18 protein-coding genes and 1 pseudogene are annotated in these 19,414 nt (G+C 34.7%); 13 read left to right on the top strand and 6 right to left on the bottom strand.

The features are described 5' to 3' along the window. Positions 1 to 185: 185 nt before the first annotated feature. The 6 genes and pseudogenes from DI487_RS01620 to DI487_RS01645 all read left to right on the top strand — a co-directional run bounded on the left by DI487_RS01620 (position 186) and on the right by DI487_RS01645 (position 6,131). Entirely contained in the window at positions 186 to 1,040 is an 855-nt protein-coding gene (locus DI487_RS01620; RefSeq protein ID WP_109568104.1) for a glycosyltransferase, read from the top strand. 4 nt (positions 1,041 to 1,044) lie between these two features. Beyond that, complete coding sequence (locus DI487_RS01625) at positions 1,045 to 1,605, top strand: L-threonylcarbamoyladenylate synthase (RefSeq protein ID WP_109568105.1); 561 nt, start codon at positions 1,045 to 1,047, stop codon at positions 1,603 to 1,605. A 129-nt stretch (positions 1,606 to 1,734) separates the two neighbouring features. Beyond that, the gene (locus DI487_RS01630; RefSeq protein ID WP_109568106.1) at positions 1,735 to 3,153 is read left to right on the top strand and encodes a CCA tRNA nucleotidyltransferase; all 1,419 of its coding nucleotides are present in this window, start codon (positions 1,735 to 1,737) and stop codon (positions 3,151 to 3,153) included. 38 nt (positions 3,154 to 3,191) lie between these two features. Beyond that, the gene (locus tag DI487_RS01635; RefSeq protein WP_109568107.1) at positions 3,192 to 3,701 is read left to right on the top strand and encodes a GNAT family N-acetyltransferase; all 510 of its coding nucleotides are present in this window, start codon (positions 3,192 to 3,194) and stop codon (positions 3,699 to 3,701) included. Between the two features lie 66 nt (positions 3,702 to 3,767). Further along, positions 3,768 to 4,792: pseudogene (locus DI487_RS01640) on the top strand (COX15/CtaA family protein). A 127-nt stretch (positions 4,793 to 4,919) separates the two neighbouring features. After that, complete coding sequence (locus DI487_RS01645) at positions 4,920 to 6,131, top strand: Ntn hydrolase family protein (protein WP_109568108.1); 1,212 nt, start codon at positions 4,920 to 4,922, stop codon at positions 6,129 to 6,131. Here the strand turns inward: DI487_RS01645 and DI487_RS01650 are convergent, their stop codons facing one another. Genes DI487_RS01650 through DI487_RS01670 form a run of 5 tightly spaced genes read right to left on the bottom strand, consistent with a single transcriptional unit; the run spans position 6,132 to position 10,732 of the window. Next, positions 6,132 to 6,896, bottom strand: coding sequence for a LytR/AlgR family response regulator transcription factor (locus DI487_RS01650; protein ID WP_109568109.1), 765 nt, complete (start codon positions 6,894 to 6,896; stop codon positions 6,132 to 6,134). 15 nt (positions 6,897 to 6,911) lie between these two features. Next, positions 6,912 to 8,399 (bottom strand): ArnT family glycosyltransferase, encoded by a 1,488-nt coding sequence (locus DI487_RS01655; RefSeq protein ID WP_109568110.1) that lies wholly within the window; start codon positions 8,397 to 8,399, stop codon positions 6,912 to 6,914. A gap of 15 nt (positions 8,400 to 8,414) precedes the next feature. Continuing rightward, a complete protein-coding gene (locus DI487_RS01660; RefSeq protein ID WP_109568111.1) occupies positions 8,415 to 8,735 on the bottom strand; it encodes a 2TM domain-containing protein in 321 nt (106 codons plus the stop codon). A gap of 28 nt (positions 8,736 to 8,763) precedes the next feature. After that, entirely contained in the window at positions 8,764 to 10,101 is a 1,338-nt protein-coding gene (locus DI487_RS01665; RefSeq protein ID WP_109570572.1) for a histidine kinase, read from the bottom strand. A 4-nt stretch (positions 10,102 to 10,105) separates the two neighbouring features. Next, positions 10,106 to 10,732, bottom strand: coding sequence for a tetratricopeptide repeat protein (locus tag DI487_RS01670; protein WP_109568112.1), 627 nt, complete (start codon positions 10,730 to 10,732; stop codon positions 10,106 to 10,108). Between the two features lie 137 nt (positions 10,733 to 10,869). On the opposite strand from DI487_RS01670, the gene gloA2 reads away from it, so the two are divergent. From gloA2 to DI487_RS01700, 6 genes are all read left to right on the top strand, one after another. Then, complete coding sequence (gene gloA2 / locus DI487_RS01675; protein ID WP_109568113.1) at positions 10,870 to 11,259, top strand: SMU1112c/YaeR family gloxylase I-like metalloprotein; 390 nt, start codon at positions 10,870 to 10,872, stop codon at positions 11,257 to 11,259. 68 nt (positions 11,260 to 11,327) lie between these two features. Further along, entirely contained in the window at positions 11,328 to 11,873 is a 546-nt protein-coding gene (locus DI487_RS01680; protein WP_109568114.1) for an IS1096 element passenger TnpR family protein, read from the top strand. 84 nt (positions 11,874 to 11,957) lie between these two features. Then, on the top strand, positions 11,958 to 13,016 hold the full coding sequence (locus tag DI487_RS01685; RefSeq protein WP_109568115.1) for a nucleoid-associated protein: 1,059 nt from the start codon (positions 11,958 to 11,960) through the stop codon (positions 13,014 to 13,016). Between the two features lie 129 nt (positions 13,017 to 13,145). After that, a complete protein-coding gene (locus DI487_RS01690; protein ID WP_109568116.1) occupies positions 13,146 to 14,639 on the top strand; it encodes a YfcC family protein in 1,494 nt (497 codons plus the stop codon). A gap of 75 nt (positions 14,640 to 14,714) precedes the next feature. Then, positions 14,715 to 15,368, top strand: coding sequence for a TetR family transcriptional regulator C-terminal domain-containing protein (locus DI487_RS01695; RefSeq protein WP_109570573.1), 654 nt, complete (start codon positions 14,715 to 14,717; stop codon positions 15,366 to 15,368). A gap of 3 nt (positions 15,369 to 15,371) precedes the next feature. Beyond that, positions 15,372 to 16,688: an ABC1 kinase family protein gene (locus DI487_RS01700; protein WP_109568117.1), complete on the top strand. Its 1,317-nt coding sequence runs from the start codon at positions 15,372 to 15,374 to the stop codon at positions 16,686 to 16,688. 54 nt (positions 16,689 to 16,742) lie between these two features. On the opposite strand, the gene sucC is transcribed toward DI487_RS01700, so the two are convergent. Continuing rightward, the gene (gene sucC, locus DI487_RS01705) at positions 16,743 to 17,936 is read right to left on the bottom strand and encodes an ADP-forming succinate--CoA ligase subunit beta (protein WP_109568118.1); all 1,194 of its coding nucleotides are present in this window, start codon (positions 17,934 to 17,936) and stop codon (positions 16,743 to 16,745) included. A gap of 234 nt (positions 17,937 to 18,170) precedes the next feature. Here sucC and lysA point away from each other — a divergent pair, with 234 nt between their 5' ends. Continuing rightward, on the top strand, positions 18,171 to 19,379 hold the full coding sequence (gene lysA / locus DI487_RS01710) for a diaminopimelate decarboxylase (protein WP_109568119.1): 1,209 nt from the start codon (positions 18,171 to 18,173) through the stop codon (positions 19,377 to 19,379). Positions 19,380 to 19,414: the final 35 nt, after the last annotated feature.

A 19,414-nucleotide genomic window follows, 5' to 3' on the forward strand; every position in this document is an offset into this window, starting at 1 on the left:
TTTATCTGTACAGATAGTAAAGCACCGGCCGGGGGGTAAAACAAATATACCGTCAAGTAGATATTCTGAATAAAAACGGATTTGATGCGCAAGTTGTACACAGAAAAAAAGGGTTCAGACATCAATGGTTTAAAAATAACACTAAGATCATCTATAATGTCTCATTATTTAATGAAATAAAAACATTGATCTTAAAAGAAAAGACAGGTACCTACAAATCTATTAAGAACTTTCTAAGATCAAAAAGTGAAGACCCTATTGACGAAAACGGCATTCTGGTATTTCCGGAAATTTTTGGTCCGGATATAAACTGTATAAGACCTGACATGAAAAAAGTCATCTTCAATCAAAACTGTTTTTACACTTTTGACAATAGCTCTTCTGACTCTTTTGAAAAAGGCAATATCTACACCGACAAATCCTTTCTGGGGTCAATCGTTGTCTCTGAAAATTCTGAAAAATATTTAAACTTTGTATATCCTGACTCCAAAGTTTACAGAATTAAACTAGGTATAGATAAGAATCTTTTTTCTTGTGAATCAAATAGCAAGGAAAAAACAATTGCCTATATGCCGAGAAAAAGAAAAGAAGATATTACTCAAATTATTCAAATACTCAAAGCACACCAAAAAATAAAAGACTGGCAATTCACAGAAATTGACAATAAATCAGAAAAAGAGGTTTCTGATATTCTCAAAAAAAGTACTTTTTTCCTAAGTCTGAACCATAAAGAAGGGTTCGGACTACCATCGGCAGAAGCAATGGCCGCAGGAAACATTGTTATCGGTTTTTCCGGACAAGGCGGAGAAGAATATTTTAAACCGGAATTTTCATTTGAAATTAAAGAAGGGGAAATCATTGAATTTGTTGAAACCATTGAATCTATAACAAGCGAATACAATAATAACCCCTCCCTATTTAAAGAAAAAGCAGAAAAAGCTTCAACCTTCATCACATCAAATTACAGTATGGAAAAAGAGGAAGAGAGCATCCTGGCTGCTTGGCAAAAAATATTGCAAAATACCAATTCTATAGAATAACACTATGCAAACCGAAATCCAAAACGCCTTAGAAGTCATTCAAAAAGGAGGCATTATTCTCTACCCGACCGATACCGTATGGGGAATCGGTTGCGATGCAACCAATGAAGAAGCCGTAAAAAAAATTTACGCCCTTAAACAACGGGAAGAAAGCAAAAGCATGCTTGTTTTAGTAAACGGTGAACGGATGTTGTATCAGGTTTTTAACGAAATACCACAAGTAGCCTGGGATATTTGGGACAATACCAAAAAGCCGACAACACTTATTTTAGACAAACCGAAAAACATAGCAAAAAACCTTATTGCTGACGACAATACTTTAGGTATCCGTTTAGTATCCGAACCCTTCTGTTACAAACTCATGGAACGAATGAGAAAACCTTTGGTTTCTACTTCAGCAAATATTTCAGGACAGCCTGCTCCGAAATCCTTTCAAGAAATTTCTCCTGAAATTATAAAAGGTGTTGACTATGTTGTAAATTTGCACCGCGATAAAATTTGCGATAAACCTTCAACAATTATCAAATTAACACTTGATAGTCAAGTGAAGATCATCCGAAAGTAATGACTCTTTGTCATCCTGAACAAAGTGAAGGATCTCATCATATTTGAGCCTTCTCGATATTATTTACCGCAAACTTTGTTTGCCTTTCTTAGTATCAAACGTTCGAAATGACAAAAAGAACAAAGAATAATGAATTACAAACAACATCTCGACAATAACGTTTTTAAAATCGTAGCTCAAGCCGCTAAAGAACTTAACCTTGAAAGTTATGTCATCGGCGGATTTGTACGCGATATTTTATTACAACGTGATCACAAAAAAGATATTGATATCGTAGCGGTAGGAAGCGGCATTGATCTGGCTTTAAAAGTTTCGGAATTATTACCGAACCAACCCAAAGTTCAGGTTTTCAAAAATTACGGAACCGCCATGTTGCGTTATAATGATATTGATGTAGAATTTGTGGGAGCCCGTAAAGAAAGCTACAATTTTGAAAGCAGAAAACCGGTAGTAGAAAACGGCACACTTAAAGACGATCAGGAGCGCCGCGACTTCACGATCAATGCTTTGGCTTTCTCCCTGAACGAAAATAACTTCGGTGAATTGATCGATCCGTTCAACGGCGTTGAAGATCTGAAAAACAAAACTATCCGTACGCCATTAAATCCGGACATCACATATTCTGATGATCCGCTTCGTATGATGCGTGCTATTCGTTTTGCTACACAATTGCATTTTGAAATTGAAAAAGAATCTCTTGAAGCCATAAGCAGAAATGCTGAGCGTATTGAAATAATTTCCGGAGAACGCATTATCGACGAACTGAATAAAATATTAGTCACAGCTAAACCTTCCATCGGTTTTCTGCTGTTACACCAAACAGGATTACTAGATCTCATTTTACCGGAACTTACAGCTTTGAACAATGTCGAAGAAGTAGAAGGGCATACACATAAAAACAATTTCTATCACACGTTAGAAGTAGTCGATAACATTTGCCCTAATACAGACGATCTATGGTTAAGATGGGCTGCCTTGCTTCATGATATCGGTAAAGCACCCACTAAAAAATTCAACAAAAAACAAGGTTGGACATTCCACGGACACGAGTTCTTAGGCGGAAAAATGGTAAAGAAGATCTTTGTACGTTTACACATGCCGCTAAACCAGAAAATGAAGTTCGTACAAAAAATGGTCATGATGAGTTCGCGACCTATCGTTCTCGCACAGGACATTGTAACTGATTCGGCTGTTCGCCGATTGGTTTTTGATGCCGGAGACGATGTGGAAAATCTTATGACCCTTTGCGAAGCTGATATTACAACCAAAAACCCTAAGAAGTTTCAGAAATACCACAACAATTTCAAGATCGTTCGCGAAAAAATTGTAGAAGTTGAAGAAAAAGACCGAGTACGTAATTTTCAACCGCCAATCGATGGTGAAGAGATCATGCAATTGTTTGACCTGAAACCCGGGAGAGAAATCGGTGTTCTAAAAGAAGCTGTAAAAGAAGCTATCTTAGAAGGAGAAATTCCTAATGAATATGATGCTGCTTACCGGTTTATTTTGGCAAGAGCCGAAAAAATGGGATTAAAGAAAATAAGTTAAGTTGAAAACATACTGTTGGATTATTTTTAGAGCATTGAATGACAACATATACCTTTAGAAAAGCTAAAATTGAAGATAAAGAGACTATCTGGAAAATAATCCGACAAGCCATTTTGAGAAGAAAAGCAGACGGTAGTGATCAATGGCAAGATGGATATCCGAATGAACAATCAATTGAAAATGATATTGCGAATCATGCAGGATTTGTTTTAACTAAAAGTGAAACTGTTATAGGCTATTGTGCAGCAATTGAAAATTTTGAACCTGCTTATGATACCATTATCGGAAAATGGTTAACCGATTCTGATTTTGTGGTGATCCACAGAATTGCAATCGATGAAAATTTTCTCGGTCAAGGCTTATCCAAAGTAATTATTGAACATGTTGAAAACTATGCTAAAGAACAAAATATTTTCAGCGTTAAAGTCGATACAAACTTTGATAATCATGCCATGATGAAGATCTTTGACAGGATGGGCTATCAGTATTGTGGTGAAGTTTATTTAAGAGGAAACGCAAGGAGAGCTTATGAAAAAGTATTACAGTAAACTTTATGATTTGTTATACAATCAAAGAAATAAAATCAAGTAATTTTGCAAAAATTAAATCGGACAATGAAATCGAATAAACCAGTCATCATTTGGCTACTTTCAGGTTGTGTATTACTTTTTATTATGGTAATGGTCGGCGGAATTACCCGCTTAACCAATTCCGGTTTGTCGATGACCGATTGGCATTTAATTACCGATACTTTTCCTCCTACTTCAGAAGAAAAATGGAACGAGGCTTTTGAAGCCTATAAAACTTTTCCGGAATACCAAAAGATCAACCAGTTCAAATCAGGCGGATTTAATCTTGAAGATTACAAATTCATCTATTTTTGGGAATGGTTTCATCGTTTCATCGGTAGGATCATAGGCGTTGTTTTTATCATTCCGTTTCTTTATTTCTTAATCAGAAAGAAACTCGATCGCGAAACGATCAAAAAATGTATCATTCTATTAGGAATGGGAGCATTTCAAGGTTTTTTAGGTTGGTTCATGGTTAAAAGCGGCTTAATTGACAATCCGGATGTAAGTCATTTCAGACTGGCGTTACATTTAACATTTGCCTTTATTACATTTGCCTACACTCTCTGGGTTGCATTAGATCTGATGTATCCGGAAAGAAAAGCGGCTGTTGTATCTTTACAAAAAATTGCCCGAATTGCTCTGATAGCCTTAATTATACAAATTATCTACGGGGGCTTTGTTGCCGGTTTAGATGCCGGTTTAGTGCATAATCATTGGCCTTTAATGAGTGACGGACAGTTTTTTCATGAAAGTATTACCTTAGAACAGCCTAATCTTTTATTATCATTTACCGAAGGAAAAAGCGGCGTTCAGTTCATTCACCGAACTTTTGCTTATATTGTTGTTTTTATGATGTTTCTTTTATATTTTAAAAGTAGAAAGTTCAGCACGGATAAACAACAGCGAAACGGATTGAATGTACTGATAGCGATTGTCTTGCTTCAGTTCACTTTAGGGTTATGACTTTATTATTCCATGTTCCGTTATGGTTAGGATTAGCACATCAATTAGTAGCTTTTGTTTTATTAACAACTATGGTTTATACGTTACATCGTTTGAGTAAATAATTTGTTTTTGTAATATTTAAGCACTTCAATCGTTTTACTTATAGCGATAAAAAATATTATGAAGTGTTTAAAAGTTCTATTCAGTATTTTATTCCTTTTTTCAATTAGTATTGGAAATTCGTGTAGCATGTACAAAATAACCAAAAATGGTAAAACTATTGTAGGATGTAATGAAGACGCATGGCGCACAACACCTCGTATTTGGTTTGAAATCGGAACTATTAATTCTCCTTATGGTGCTGCTTTTACAGGTTCAAGACATGACGGTCAAAACGGCTATGCACCACAATCCGGAATGAATGAATATGGATTAGTTTTTTCCCGATTAGCTTCTTATCATCCAAAAATTGAAAACTCAGCTCTTAAATCAAAATCAAAAATCAAAAATCCTACATTTTATTTAAAAGATATTCTTCATACTTGTAAAACAATAGCAGAAGTTAAAGAATACATTGAAAAATATGATCAAAGTTTCTTTATTGATGATGTTTTCATTTATATCGATAAATCCGGAGATTATATAGTTGTGGAACCTTATAAAATTATCGAAGGTAATAATCCAACTTACGTATTATCCAATTTTTGTCCATCTATTACTTCGGAAGAAAATGCCACTAGACTAGCACGCTATAAAAACGGAGTACTTTTTTTAAAAGATAAGTACGAAACAGATTTAGAATTTTGTAAAAACGTTTCAGACACTATGCACGTTTGCCGAGATAAAATTGGAGATGGAACTCTTTTAACGTCTATTTGGGATAATGCAAATGGAACTATAAATCTATATTTTTATCATAATTATAACACGACTATTCAGTTTAACATTAAAGAGGAACTAGCAAAAGGAAACCATATTTTAAAAATAGATACTCTATTTCCGAGAAACAAAGAATTTGAACAATTGGCACATTATAAAACGCCGCAAAACACTAATGCTATCCGATTTTTCCTTGTTCTTTCTGGATTATTTTTTATCGTAAATTCTATTTATTTTCTCATCAATTATTTTAAAACTCGTAAATTAAAAAAATACAATGCAGTAAAACTATTTTTAGTAGCAACGGGACCAATATTGTTTTACTACATGTTTGTTTTGAGTACTAATAGTAATGTCTTTTATTTTTCAGCACCTTTCAAAGATTTTTATAGCGTATTTGTTACTCTAACTTCGTATTTACCTTATATAATGACTATCGCTATAATTCCATTATTAAAAATTAACTACAAATTGATAAAAAAGAAATTGTGGAATACATTCGCCTTACTAACTTTTAGTTTCAACAATATTTTGTATTTAGTTTTAATTGGATTTTTTATCTATTGGCGCTTATTTTTTTAATTACCCGATCCAATCTTTAAAATCATTTACACGTTCACGTGCAACAATTACTTCATCCGCCTTATACGTTGGCAATATAAGTTTTAAGCGGGAATTAGAGTGCATCTGAATCTCACGGATCGGTTTTAACGGAATGATAAATTTTCTATTGATCCTGAAAAAATCTTTCGGGTTCAATTCACTCTCTAAAACTTCCAGTGTTCCTTCTAATAAATAATCACGGTTATCCAATGTGTGCAGATAGGTCCCTTTGTTTTCACTATAAAAACATTCTACTTCTTCAATAGCAATCACTTTGATCTGGTTGCCTATTTTCACTGAAAAACGAGATTTATACTCTTTTTCTACAGGGTTGACCAACATTCTCTTAATAGCATCAAAGTCTAAATTAATCTGCTGATTTCCTGAACGTTCCTTAAATTTACGAACTGCTACTTCTAAATCTTCTTCGTCAATAGGCTTTAACAAGTAATCAATACTATTCAACTTAAAAGCCCGCAACGCATATTCATCATAAGCGGTCGTAAAGATCACGGCGCTTTTAATAGGATCGGTTGTATCAAAATGCTCAAAAATTTCAAACGATAAACCATCAGACAACTGAATGTCTAAAAAAATCAGATCCGGTTGGGCATTTGCCTGAAACCAAACTATAGCTTCTTCCACTGAATGTAACATTTGATTCACGGTAAAACCTAATTTCTCTACTTTTCGTTGCAATAGTCTTGCTGCCGGTTTTTCGTCTTCGATGATTAATATATTCATTTTTAAAAATATGATTTAATTAAATACTTTACTTTCTAAAGTTGGCCAAAACTCTTTAAAATTGATACTGGGTTTCGAACAAATGTAAACCGGAATTCCGTTTTCTTCATCAATTGCATAAGGATGATGAATTGTTTTAATCCGTTTTCGTTCTTTAAACACAAAGTCAACTATTTCCGGTTCTAATCCGATAGTGATATATGCTACTTTGGGTTCGCCAGGTCCAAATGTCCAAAAACTTCCGTGAGCACAAACGGGTTGAGGCAGATCACAGGCTTTACCTAAAATGGTTATTGCTCCGGCTTCTCCGTAATTTTCAGCCATAATACCTATACTTTTCCTTTTTTCTTCCGGAAAAGTCTTATAAATACTATCGACTAATTGTACTTGCTCTTCCCATCCAAACATATCGGCATAGTCGCCTGTCAGCCTATATCTTCCATTTGCATCGGGTTTAAGATTTTCGTATTTAATAAAATCCGGAATAGGTAAAACCGGGATGGCTTCCGGAATAAAATAAATACTTGGCAACAAAACAATTGCAGTAATTATATAGTAAATATATTTTCGCTTTTGTGTTATAGTTTCAACTGCAAAACCGGCAAATGAAAACAACACCGGATAAGCCGAAAAGAAATAATATCCTTTTGATTTCAATAACCACATACTCACAAAAACCAATAGAACAGCAATACTAATCGCTTTGTATCTCTTAATAGAATCAATAAAAAACACGCTTATTAATCCAAGTAATGCCATTATAAAAGTAAACGGCGATGCTACTTGCTCTTTCAGAAAATCTAAGCCGGTTGTTGCATCGAGCTGGCTTTCTTTTAATTTTTGAAAATGTAAGAATACAGGAAAATGGTGTTCGTACTGCCAGAATAAATTAGGCAAAACCATCATCAAGGCAATTATTCCCGACAGATAAAACCATTTATTCTTTATGATCTTTTCTCGTTGCGTTATAACCAAAGCTATAAAAAGAGAAACTATCAACAAAAATATAATATACTTATTCAAAAAGCCTAAACCTAGAGAAATTCCTAGTAGAACCAGGTACAAATTCTTTTTATCTTTTAAATACAGAACCGTAAAAAAGAAACTTAACGTCCAAAATAACTGATCAAAAGCAACCGGTTGAAAAAGTAAATGATTTCTATAAAAAGGAACGAAAGCTAAAATTAAAACACCTGATACTATAACCGCTTTTAGCTTTCCTCCTATTTTGTATGTCATTAAACACGTTAAGATCAGTATTAATACACCTGCTAAAGTAGAAAACATCCTTATCCAAAATAAATCGTATCCGAACAGCTCATGTGCAAATTTCCCGAGAAATGCTATAAATGGAGGAAATTCAAAATATCCTGTTGCTAAATGTTCGCTTACACTAAGATGTAACAATTCGTCTCTGTGAAAACCATAATTCCCATTTCCCGGTAAATGAATAGCTAACTTTATTGCGACTAAGCTTATAATGACTAAAAGGTATTTTCTCATCCTGTAATTAACCGGTTACTGCCACTTATTTTGAGTTCCCTTTTCTTTTTCCATAAACTCCTTCACCTTGCGTTCCTCCCAATCTTTCCCCATAATAATATCCGGCAGGAATACTGATAAACCATGTGCCATTAACCCTATTCCCCAGAAAAAAACGGTAGAAAAATTCTTTAAATCCCAAAAAGACTCATCAGGTCCTAACTCCTGAATGCTCTCTATTATGAGTATACTATTTACAACTACATATACTAAAGCATGTATATAAAATCTTTTCATCCTTTTTACTTTATGCAAAGCTCTATCGTAACGATCTTGTTCCATATAATTTGTTTCCATGATATTCTGCTATTGATTTCTTAAATTATTATTGCCAATTATTCTTTGATTCCTGCTCTTTTCGTAATATTTCCTGAACCTTGCGTTCTTCCCATGACCTTCCGTAGCCAAAAGCTCTTATTGCATGAAAGATCAATCCCATTCCCCATCCCAACATTGGGAACCAAAACCACTGGAATGCCCAGAACGTTTTATAATTAATAAGCATCAAAACGGGAATGACAATTAAATAAGAAGACAGGTTGCCATAGAATTCTTTAATTTCCTTGACTCTTTTTTTCGCTCTGGCATAAGCGGTTTGTTCGTTATAATTTGTTATTGTTTCCATAATACTGATTTGTTTGGTTAAAATCGGAAGTTTTACTTTAAAAGACTCGTCGGTTTCTTCTACTTTTACATTTCTCTCGGTTAAAATTGCGTATCGATCCACAATATTTTGCAAGCCTACCCCCTTTCTGTCTCGTAAAACTTCTTTCTTTTGTTTATTATTTTCTACTATTAATTCGTTATTATCAATATAAATCCTGATGTGCAGCGGTTTTTTTTCACTTACCACATTGTGCTTTATACAATTTTCTAAAAGCAACTGTAGCGACAACGGTACTACTTTAGATTCTTCAAGAGGAATATCTTCCGGAATCTCAAATGAAATACTGTTCTCAAAACGCATTTTCAACAGATTCATATAGGTTTTAGCAAAGGCTACTTCTTCCTGAACCGAAACGAGCTCCTTATCACGTTGCTCTAAAACGTAGCGATAAATCTTGGATAGCGAAGTAGTAAAACGTTGAGCCTGATCCTGATTTTCCTCAATTAACGAACTCAAAACATTTAAACTGTTGAATAAGAAATGAGGATCTAACTGATTCTTTAAACTTTCAAACTGAGCTGAAGCCGTTCCCGCTATGATCCTTTCCTGTTTAACCCTGTTCTCCTGAAAACTTTTATAAAAATAAACCAGATGAAGAACCAGAGTAACGATCAAGGTTATAACAATGGTAAACATGTAGTTATTAGGCGTTTCTTCTTTTATAAATTGTGAAAACGGCACTTTCTCAATCAAAACCTCCTCCACGATTCTCAATACAAAAACGGCTAAACCGGAGATAAAGAACGATGCTAAAAACCCAACTATCAGTCGTTTGACATGAAACCTGTTCTTTATAAATATCTTATCCAGTACCACAAAGACCATTGCATTTATAAAGTACAATACTATTCCGTACAACAAGGTAAAAAGCAAATGCCATTTTAATGTTGTAAGATCCGGAAAATGCCTGTTGTATAAATAATTAACACTTTCCAAAACGAAAAAAATAATAATACTGATGCTTAAAGCCTTTATAAATTCACGTTGAATGTTCATAGTTTTATTCATTACATTTTGCCAATGCTTCGGCTAACTTTTCCCTTCCCCAATCAGGGTGCAAAGCCGTTTCAGGTTTAAAGGTAGCAAAAAGTTCTTTGGTCCGTTGTAATTCACCACAAAAGCCTTGAACATCCTGTCCGAAATACTTCGCTTTTCCTATATCAAAAAGTACTTTTTCCAAAGCAACTCTCGGATTTTCCGGTTCTAATTCAGCTGCTTTATTCAAAATATACATTGCATCTGCCGAGTTTTGACGCCCATACAACATTGGATCTACCAAAATCCAACCGGTTAAAATACGTGCCTGAATAATCAGTACTTCTGCATTTTCAGGCTGTAAATTATTAGCCTTATCCTGAAATCCCTGAGCGGTTTCTAACAATCTTTTCATTGTTTCTTGATTTCCTCTTTGCTCAAACGCGTCGGCTGTATACAATAGTGACAAATAATAATACGGTAACCAATTGCCGGCATCGGATTCTGTTACTTCTTCAAACAATACTTTGGCTTCTTCATTTTTAGATTGTTGCCAAAATGATAAAGCTTTTTCCATCTTACTCTCACTCATGCTCTGAGCCGAAAGCAACTTAACTATTAAAAGAGCAATAATTGTAATTAATCGTGTCATAGTATTTTGTTTTTAAATTTTCACATGACAAAGTTGCGTTAGCTTTTCTTCCTATCGAAATGTTCCTGACCGAACTGTTGAATTAATAGGACGAATTGTAGTTCTTGCCTATCTTTGCTTTTCACAAGCTCTTATTTATGTTAAAAATCAATAAAATACACCATATTGCCATCATTTGTTCAAACTATGAGGTTTCCAAAAAATTCTATACTGAAATTCTGGGGTTCACTATTCAGCAAGAAGTGTACAGAGAAGAACGGGATTCTTATAAACTGGACTTGGCATTAGGAAACAATTACTGCATTGAACTTTTTTCGTTTCCGGATCCACCGGCCAGAATATCAAGACCCGAAGCTGCCGGTTTGCGTCATTTAGCTTTTGAAGTAGATTCCATAGAAGAAACATTCAAATATTTTCAGTCTCAAAACATTAAGACAGAACCTGTGAGAATCGATGAATTTACAGGTAAAAAATTCTTCTTCTTTGAAGACCCTGACAATCTTCCTCTTGAGTTCTACGAAAAATAATGTTGACAACTTTAAAATCCCAAATCTAAAATTATGCTTACTTTTGTGGTTTATCTAATACCCATGTTATGATTTATAAATTCAGAGTTATACTCGATGCCGAAGAGGATATTTTTAGAGACATTGCTATTGAAAGTGAAGCAACTTTAGAGGATTTACATAATGCTGTAGTAAACGCTTTCGGATTTGACGGAACGGAAATGGCTGCTTTTTACACTTGTGACGACCAATGGACACAAGACGAAGAAATTCCGCTATTTGATACAGGAGATGTTCCGGGAGAAATGAGTGTAATGCACGATTTCGTATTGGAAAACATTTTAGATGAGAACCAGACTAAAATTATCTATGTTTACGATTTCTTCACTATGTGGACCTTTTTTGTTGAACTAGGCGCGATTGAGGAAAAAGAGGAAGGAGAAAACTATCCGCAGCTTTTATTCTCTCACGGAAACTTACCGAATGAAGCACCTGAAACCGGTTTCAAAGGTTCAGCTATGTCTAGTGAAGATATTTACGGTGAATTTAATGATGATCTTGATGATGAAGATTTTGATATGTTTGACGGAGATGATAGCTTTGAAGACTTCGGATTTGATGAAAACTGGAACTAGTTGCCCATGTAGTTTGTCTGTTTGACAATAAACCGGTATGTACTATTTCTAAAAAATTAAAATTGACTAATTGACACCGTATTTATGATTAACTTATTCAACACCCATATAGAGAACCTTTCCATTCACCGCGTAGGGAATAAAAGCAGAAACGAAGCTATCTTTTTATCTGATGTGCCTTATGCCTTGAACGATGAGATCATGCCTTTATTAAAGGAATTCTTCTTTAAACCTTTCAGAGAAAAAGAAGAAAACTATTATCAATTTGCGCATGAAGTAGATTTAGAATACAACGAAATGTACAATTTGGTTACAGAGGCGTTTAACAATCCTTCTGAAGTACATACAATCTCTAAAAAAATAGCGAACCATCTGTTTGAGCAGTCTAATCATCCGCATATTAAAAGCGGAGAAGTTTACGTTACTTATTTAACCCATGTTTCTATTGACAACAATGTAGTTGACGCTATCGGGGTTTTCAAAAGTGAGATCAAAACTGATTTCCTTCAGTTTGAAGAAAACGAAAGCAGTCTGAACATGATCCTGCAACAAGGGGTTAACCTAAACAAATTAGACAAAGGTTGTATCATTTTCAATTATCAAAAAGAAGAAGGGTATAAAATTTTAACGGTTGACAGTAATCGTTACGATGCACGCTACTGGTTAGAACATTTCCTTTCTGTTGATGTTTTCCAAGACGAAAACTTTATGACTAAAAAATACCTTCAGTTCTGTAAAGATTTCGCTAAAGATGTGGTATTGCCGGCTGAAGATAAGCAACAAGAAGTTTTGTTCATGAATCGTGCCATTAACCACTTTGCTAAAAATGATGAATTCGAAGAAACCAATTTCTTGAATGAAGTAATGGAAAACCCTGAGTTTATTCCTGAATTCAAAAATTACAAAGTAGACAAAGGAGCTAAATACAGTATTGAAGATGTTTCTAACTTTCCGATCGCCAACGCTGCCGTAACCGATGTGAGAAAGAAAACCAAAAATACTATAGAACTGGATACGAACATTCAGATCAAAATGGATTTCATTAATCCTGAAAGTGCCGAAAAATTTGTAGAAAAAGGTTGGGACGAAGAAAAACAAATGTATTATTACTTAGTATATTTCAACAAAGAGTTAAAATCATAAACATTTTACTTTTGTTCTTTAAACTGTCTAAAAGGATGTATCTTTAAAACAAACTAAGTTACCACATCTTTTTAGACAGTTTCTTTTTTTAGTACTTTTATAATTCAATTGCTCATTTTTTAGTAGTACATGAAAAAAATAAAATTCCCTACAGCACAAACCATCCTTATCATCATTGCAGCCTTAACGATGCTTTTAACTTGGATCATTCCGGCAGGAAAATATGATACTTTAACTTACAATAAAGAAAATGATAGTTTCATCATTACAACTCCGGAAGGTACTGAAACTATTGCTGCTACTCAGGAAAATTTGGAGCAACGCAACATTAAAATTTCTATTGCTAAATTTAAAAATGAGGACATCCGAAAACCGATAAATATTCCCGATACTTATAAAAAGATCGATGCTAAACCCCAAACAATAGTAGATTTTATAGAATCACCAATAAAAGGAATTATTAAAGCGGCAGACATTATTTTTCTTGTTCTGTTCATCGGCGGACTGGTCGGCATCATGAACACGACCGGAGCATTCAATGCAGGAATCAATTGGTTAGCCTTAAAACTGAAAGGAAAAGAATATTTACTGATCATTTTTGTTACACTGTTAATTGCTTTGGGCGGAACGACCTTTGGTTTGGCAGAAGAAACGATTGCATTCTATCCTATTCTGATTCCGGTTTTTCTTGCGGCTCGTTATGACGCTATGGTCGCTCTGGCCTCTATTTACTTAGGCTCATCAATCGGAACTATGTTTTCTACCGTAAATCCGTTTAGCACCATTATTGCTTCAAACGCTGCAGGAATCAACTGGACCACCGGAATCGAAGGACGGATCATTGCTTTAATTCTGGGGACATTGATCTGTATAATTTATATCATCTGGTATGCCAATAAAGTAAAGAAAGATCCCTCAAAATCGGTCATTTTTGAAGAAAACCAAGTCATTCTGGAACACTATCAGAGCTTAGAACAAACCATTTTACAACTCAACGCAAAACTAAAATTGATCGTATTCATTTTTATTATGGCATTTGTCGTTATGATCTATGGTGTTTCCCAACTGGGATGGTGGTTTGTTGAAATGTCCAGTGTATTTCTGGTAGCTGCTGTACTGATCGGTTTTATTGCCCGAATCAAGGAAAGTGAATTTGTCAACTCCTTTATCAATGGCGCTGCAGAATTATTAGGAGTTGCTCTTATCATAGGAATTGCCCGTGGTGTTTCAGTCATTATGGAAGAAGGTTTTATCAGCGATACCCTTTTATACCATGCCAGTCAATTTACTTCAGGCATGAATGAAATCGTATTTGTAAACAGTATGCTGATCACTTACGGAGGCTTGTCCTTCTTTATTCCTTCTTCATCCGGAATGGCGGTCTTAACTATGCCTATCATGGCTCCTTTAGCCGATTCCTTCGGATTGGGCAGAGAAGTTATCGTTAATGCTTACCAATACGGTATGGGGTTATTTGCTTTTATCAACCCAACCGGACTTATTTTAGCCTCTTTAGCCATGATCAATGTGGGATATAACAAATGGCTGAAATTTGTAATGCCTCTGGTTTTCTTATTACTGCTTTATACTATTTTAATTTTAACACTTTCTGTTTACTTATAGTTATTAATTGACTTTTGTTTAACATTTGTTACAATTCTATTCAACATTTTTTTAGTAAATTTGAAAGAAAAAGTCATGGCTAAAAAAGTAGTTAAAGATAAAAACGGAATTTTAGAAGCTTATACTCAGGAACTTCTAAAAACAAACGAAAAACCGAAATCAGTTTATGCTTTTTGTGAAAGCATTAAGATCAGTGAAAAAGAATTTTATGAGCATTTTACCAATTTTGATCAATTAGAAGAAAGTGTTTTTACCTATTTCTTTGAAGCTACAGTAAAAACTTTGAGTAATAGCAAAGATTATGATTCGTATGATGTCAAAACTAAACTTTTGAGCTTTTATTTTACTTTTTTCGAACAGCTGACGGCAAACCGAACCTTAGTTTTACTTCTTTTAGAAAACGGGAAACCTGCCTTGGAAAACCTGAAAAAATTAAGTTCACTTCGTGTTGAATTCAAAAAATATGTAGACGGTTTAGGTATAAAACCTGTTGATCTCCCAAAAGAAAACTTAGAAAAGATACAACAAAAAGGTATTTCTGAATTGGCATGGCTTCAATTAATGTCCACTTTGAAATTCTGGATCGATGATACCTCAGCCGGGTTTGAAAAAACAGATGTTTTTATTGAAAAGTCGATACAAGCCGGTTTTGATTTCTTAAGTCTTGAACCGCTTAAAAATATCATTGATTTCGGAAAATTCATTTGGCAGGAAAAAGTAAAAGCGTAAGTCATGAAAACAATTGACAACATTCCGACCTCAAAAATTGAAAGAGCTTCTAAATTATTGCAAACCGGAGCAAAAGTTGGTGCCAATTATTTAAAATACTATGGCAACAAATTCATTAAAACGGAAGAAGAAGCCAAAGAGCAACTAAATCTTGACAATGCTTCGGATATTTATGACAGTTTAAAACAACTCAAAGGAAGCGCTCTTAAAGTGGCTCAGATGCTGAGTATGGAAAAAAGTATTCTGCCGCAAGCCTATGTAGAAAAGTTTTCATTGTCACAATTCTCGGTTCCTCCGCTTTCTGCTCCTTTAGTTACGAAGACTTTTAAAAAATATTTCGGCAAAAGTCCGAATGAAATTTATGACACCTTTAATCCTGTTTCAGTTAATGCAGCCAGTATCGGTCAGGTACATGAAGCTGAAAAAGACGGCAAAAAATTAGCCGTAAAGATCCAGTATCCCGGTGTTGCACAAAGCATTTCCTCTGATCTGGCTTTGGTAAAGCCCATTGCTATTAAGATGTTCAATATCAAAGGAAAAGATTCCGACCAATACTTCAAAGAAGTAGAAAACAAGCTCATCGAAGAAACAGATTATGTCAATGAGGTTAAACAAAGTATTGAAGTAGCTGAAGCATGTCAGCATTTGCCTAATATTCTATTTCCGAAATATTACAGCGAACTTTCTTCTGAACGAATCATTACAATGGACTGGATGGAAGGGCAGCATCTTTCTGAATTTACTGCTGTAAATACCGATCAGGAAAAAGCAACCCAAATCGGGCAGGCACTTTGGGATTTTTACATGTACCAGATGCATGTATTAAAAAAAGTACATGCCGATCCGCATCCTGGAAATTTTTTAGTGAATACAAACGGTGAACTTATTGTATTGGATTTTGGCTGTATGAAAACTGTCCCGGAAGAGTTCTATGCTCCCTATTTTGAATTGGCACAAAAAGAAAACATTAATAATCCCGACTTTTTTGAACGGAAACTATACGATCTGGAAATTTTGAAACCTAATGACTCTAAAGAAGAAATTGTTTTCTTTAAAAAACTCTTTCATGAAATGTTGAGTTTATTCACGCAACCGTTTCACAATACTACTTTCGATTTTTCGGATGAGGTCTTCTTTGGTAAAATAGCTGAATTGGGCGAAAAATACTCTAAAGATACTGAGATCCGAAATATGAACGGCAACAGAGGATCCAAGCATTTTATTTACATCAACCGAACGTTTTTCGGTTTATACAACTTAATGCACGACATTAAGGCCCAAAACATCAGCATCAATAATTATCAAAATTATATAGCATAAAAAAAACGCCTGTACAGGCGTTTTTTTACTATATACACTTCTTAAAATTTTGTCTTATGATAAAGCCGCTTTCACTTGGTCAGCTGCTTCTTGGAACTGCACTGCTGATAAGATCGGCATCCCAGAATTATCGATCAATTCTTTAGCGATCTCTGCATTTGTTCCTTGTAAACGTACAATGATAGGCACTTTAATTTCGTCTCCCATATTTGTATAAGCATCTACAACACCTTGCGCTACACGGTCACAACGAACGATACCACCGAAAATGTTGATCAAAATTGCTTTTACATTAGGATCTTTTAAGATAATACGGAAAGCTGTTTCTACACGTTTAGCATCTGCTGTACCTCCTACATCTAAGAAGTTAGCCGGCTCAAAACCTGCATATTTAATCAAATCCATTGTTGCCATTGCTAAACCGGCACCGTTAACCATACAACCTACTGTTCCGTCAAGGTCAACATAATTTAAACCAACTTCTTTAGCTTCTACTTCAATTGGATTTTCTTCTCTTACGTCGCGCATCTCTGCTAAATCTTTGTGACGGTATAAAGCATTGTCGTCTAAAACCACTTTAGCATCAACTGCTAAAATTTTATTATCTGATGTTTTTAAAACCGGATTGATCTCAAATAACGAAGCATCAGCTCCGACATAAGCTTTGTATAAAGCATCAACAAATTTTACCATGTCTTTGAAAGCATCTCCTTCACATCCTAAATTGAAAGCGATTCTTCTTGCCTGAAAAGCTTGTAAGCCAACAGCAGGATCGATCTCTTCAGTAAAGATCAAATGAGGTGTTTTTTCTGCAACTTCTTCAATATCCATCCCTCCTTCTGTAGAATACATGATCATATTACGACCTTCTCCACGATTTAAAAGAACAGACATGTAAAACTCTTTTGTTTCGCTTTCACCTGGATAGTAAACATCCTCAGCTACTAAAACTTTATGAACTCTTTTACCAGTTGGAGGTGTTTGAGGAGTGATCAAATCCATTCCGATGATTTGTCCGGCGATTTCTTTAACCTGATCTAAATTTTTAGCCAGTTTAACACCACCACCTTTACCGCGACCACCTGCGTGGATTTGCGCTTTAATTACGTGCCATCCAGTACCTGTTTCAGCAGTAAGTTGTTTTGCCTTTTCAACCGCTTCTTCAGCATTGTTAGCTACATACCCTCGCTGAACACGCACACCATAGCGTGATAATATTTCTTTCCCTTGATATTCGTGTAAGTTCATAATTTTTGATTGTTATTCTTTATTTATGTGGAACAAAAATAGCAAACTAATTTTTAAATGGCTAACTTTTTTGTATATTATTTGGGAATTTGATATACACATCTTTTTGTTATTTTTAATCAAAATTTGATTTTATTTTTACACATAAATAACATTTTGTTATAATTTGTTAATTATTGTTACAATATTGATTTCTTCAGAATTTATTCCTTTACTTTGCACAAAATTTTAAAAATGAAAACGCAAGATTTAGTACAGTTAGTAAAGGAATTTGGGAGTCCGCTGTATGTGTATGATGCCGAACGAATTGAACAACAGTATCAACGATTAACAAAAGCTTTCTCTAAGGTTGAAAATTTTAAAGTCCATTATGCTGTAAAAGCACTTTCCAATATTTCCATTTTAAAGGTTTTAAAAAAATTAGGTTCCGGTTTAGACACTGTTTCCATTGAAGAAGTTCAGTTAGGGCTACATGCCGGATTTGACCCGAAAACCATCATGTACACACCGAATGGTGTTTCACTGGAAGAAATTGAACAGGTAGCTAAATTAGGTGTTCAGATCAACATTGATAATTTATCCATTTTAGAACAATTCGGAACACTCCACCCGAAAATTCCGGTTTGTGTTCGAATCAATCCACATGTTATGGCCGGAGGAAATGCCAATATCTCAGTAGGGCATATTGATAGTAAATTCGGTATCTCCATACACCAATTACCCCATTTACTTCGCATTGTAGAAAATACTAAAATGCACATTAACGGTATCCACATGCATACAGGTTCTGATATTCTAGATATTGATGTATTCCTATATGCTGCTGAAATTTTGTTTGAAACCGCTAAACACTTTAAAGATCTGGATTTTATCGATTTCGGTAGCGGATTCAAAGTTCCGTATAAAAAAGACGATATTGAAACGAATGTCGAAGAATTCGGGAAAAAACTAACCAAACGTTTCTTAACTTTTGAAAAAGAATACGGTCGTCCGTTAACTTTGGCTTTTGAGCCCGGAAAATTCTTAGTCAGTCAGGCCGGTTTCTTCTTAACAAAAGTAAACGTGGTAAAACAAACAACATCAACAGTTTTTGCAGGAGTTGACAGTGGTTTCAATCATTTGATCCGTCCTATGTTATACGGTTCACAACACTATATTGAGAACATCAGCAATCCCAAAGGAAAAGAACGATTCTATTCGGTTGTAGGTTATATTTGCGAAACTGATACTTTTGCCTCCAACAGAAGAATTGCTGAAATTAAAGAAGGTGATATTTTGTGCTTCCACAATGCCGGAGCCTATTGTTTCTCTATGTCTTCTAACTACAATTCCAGAGTAAAACCTGCCGAAGTTTTATGGTTAAACGGAAAAGGACATTTAATACGCCAACGGGAAACATTTGAAGATATCCTGAAAAATCAGGTAGAAGTTGAAGGTTTATAATTTAGATTAAAATTGGTTATAAAAAACGGCTGCGC

This window comes from Flavobacterium sediminis, assembly GCF_003148385.1.
Taxonomy (GTDB): Bacteria; Bacteroidota; Bacteroidia; order Flavobacteriales; family Flavobacteriaceae; genus Flavobacterium; species Flavobacterium sediminis.

Bases quoted from the DNA above. Each gene is read 5' to 3' on its own strand.
- DI487_RS01625 (WP_109568105.1), top strand. From the start codon at position 1,045: ATGCAAACCGAAATCCAAAACGCCTTAGAAGTCATTCAAAAAGGAGGC.
- DI487_RS01630 (WP_109568106.1), top strand. From the start codon at position 1,735: ATGAATTACAAACAACATCTCGACAATAACGTTTTTAAAATCGTAGCT.
- DI487_RS01635 (WP_109568107.1), top strand. From the start codon at position 3,192: ATGACAACATATACCTTTAGAAAAGCTAAAATTGAAGATAAAGAGACT.
- DI487_RS01645 (WP_109568108.1), top strand. From the start codon at position 4,920: ATGTACAAAATAACCAAAAATGGTAAAACTATTGTAGGATGTAATGAA.
- DI487_RS01650 (WP_109568109.1), bottom strand. From the start codon at position 6,896: ATGAATATATTAATCATCGAAGACGAAAAACCGGCAGCAAGACTATTG.
- DI487_RS01655 (WP_109568110.1), bottom strand. From the start codon at position 8,399: ATGAGAAAATACCTTTTAGTCATTATAAGCTTAGTCGCAATAAAGTTA.
- DI487_RS01660 (WP_109568111.1), bottom strand. From the start codon at position 8,735: ATGGAAACAAATTATATGGAACAAGATCGTTACGATAGAGCTTTGCAT.
- DI487_RS01665 (WP_109570572.1), bottom strand. From the start codon at position 10,101: ATGAACATTCAACGTGAATTTATAAAGGCTTTAAGCATCAGTATTATT.
- DI487_RS01670 (WP_109568112.1), bottom strand. From the start codon at position 10,732: ATGACACGATTAATTACAATTATTGCTCTTTTAATAGTTAAGTTGCTT.
- gloA2 (WP_109568113.1), top strand. From the start codon at position 10,870: ATGTTAAAAATCAATAAAATACACCATATTGCCATCATTTGTTCAAAC.
- DI487_RS01680 (WP_109568114.1), top strand. From the start codon at position 11,328: ATGATTTATAAATTCAGAGTTATACTCGATGCCGAAGAGGATATTTTT.
- DI487_RS01685 (WP_109568115.1), top strand. From the start codon at position 11,958: ATGATTAACTTATTCAACACCCATATAGAGAACCTTTCCATTCACCGC.
- DI487_RS01690 (WP_109568116.1), top strand. From the start codon at position 13,146: ATGAAAAAAATAAAATTCCCTACAGCACAAACCATCCTTATCATCATT.
- DI487_RS01695 (WP_109570573.1), top strand. From the start codon at position 14,715: ATGGCTAAAAAAGTAGTTAAAGATAAAAACGGAATTTTAGAAGCTTAT.
- DI487_RS01700 (WP_109568117.1), top strand. From the start codon at position 15,372: ATGAAAACAATTGACAACATTCCGACCTCAAAAATTGAAAGAGCTTCT.
- sucC (WP_109568118.1), bottom strand. From the start codon at position 17,936: ATGAACTTACACGAATATCAAGGGAAAGAAATATTATCACGCTATGGT.
- lysA (WP_109568119.1), top strand. From the start codon at position 18,171: ATGAAAACGCAAGATTTAGTACAGTTAGTAAAGGAATTTGGGAGTCCG.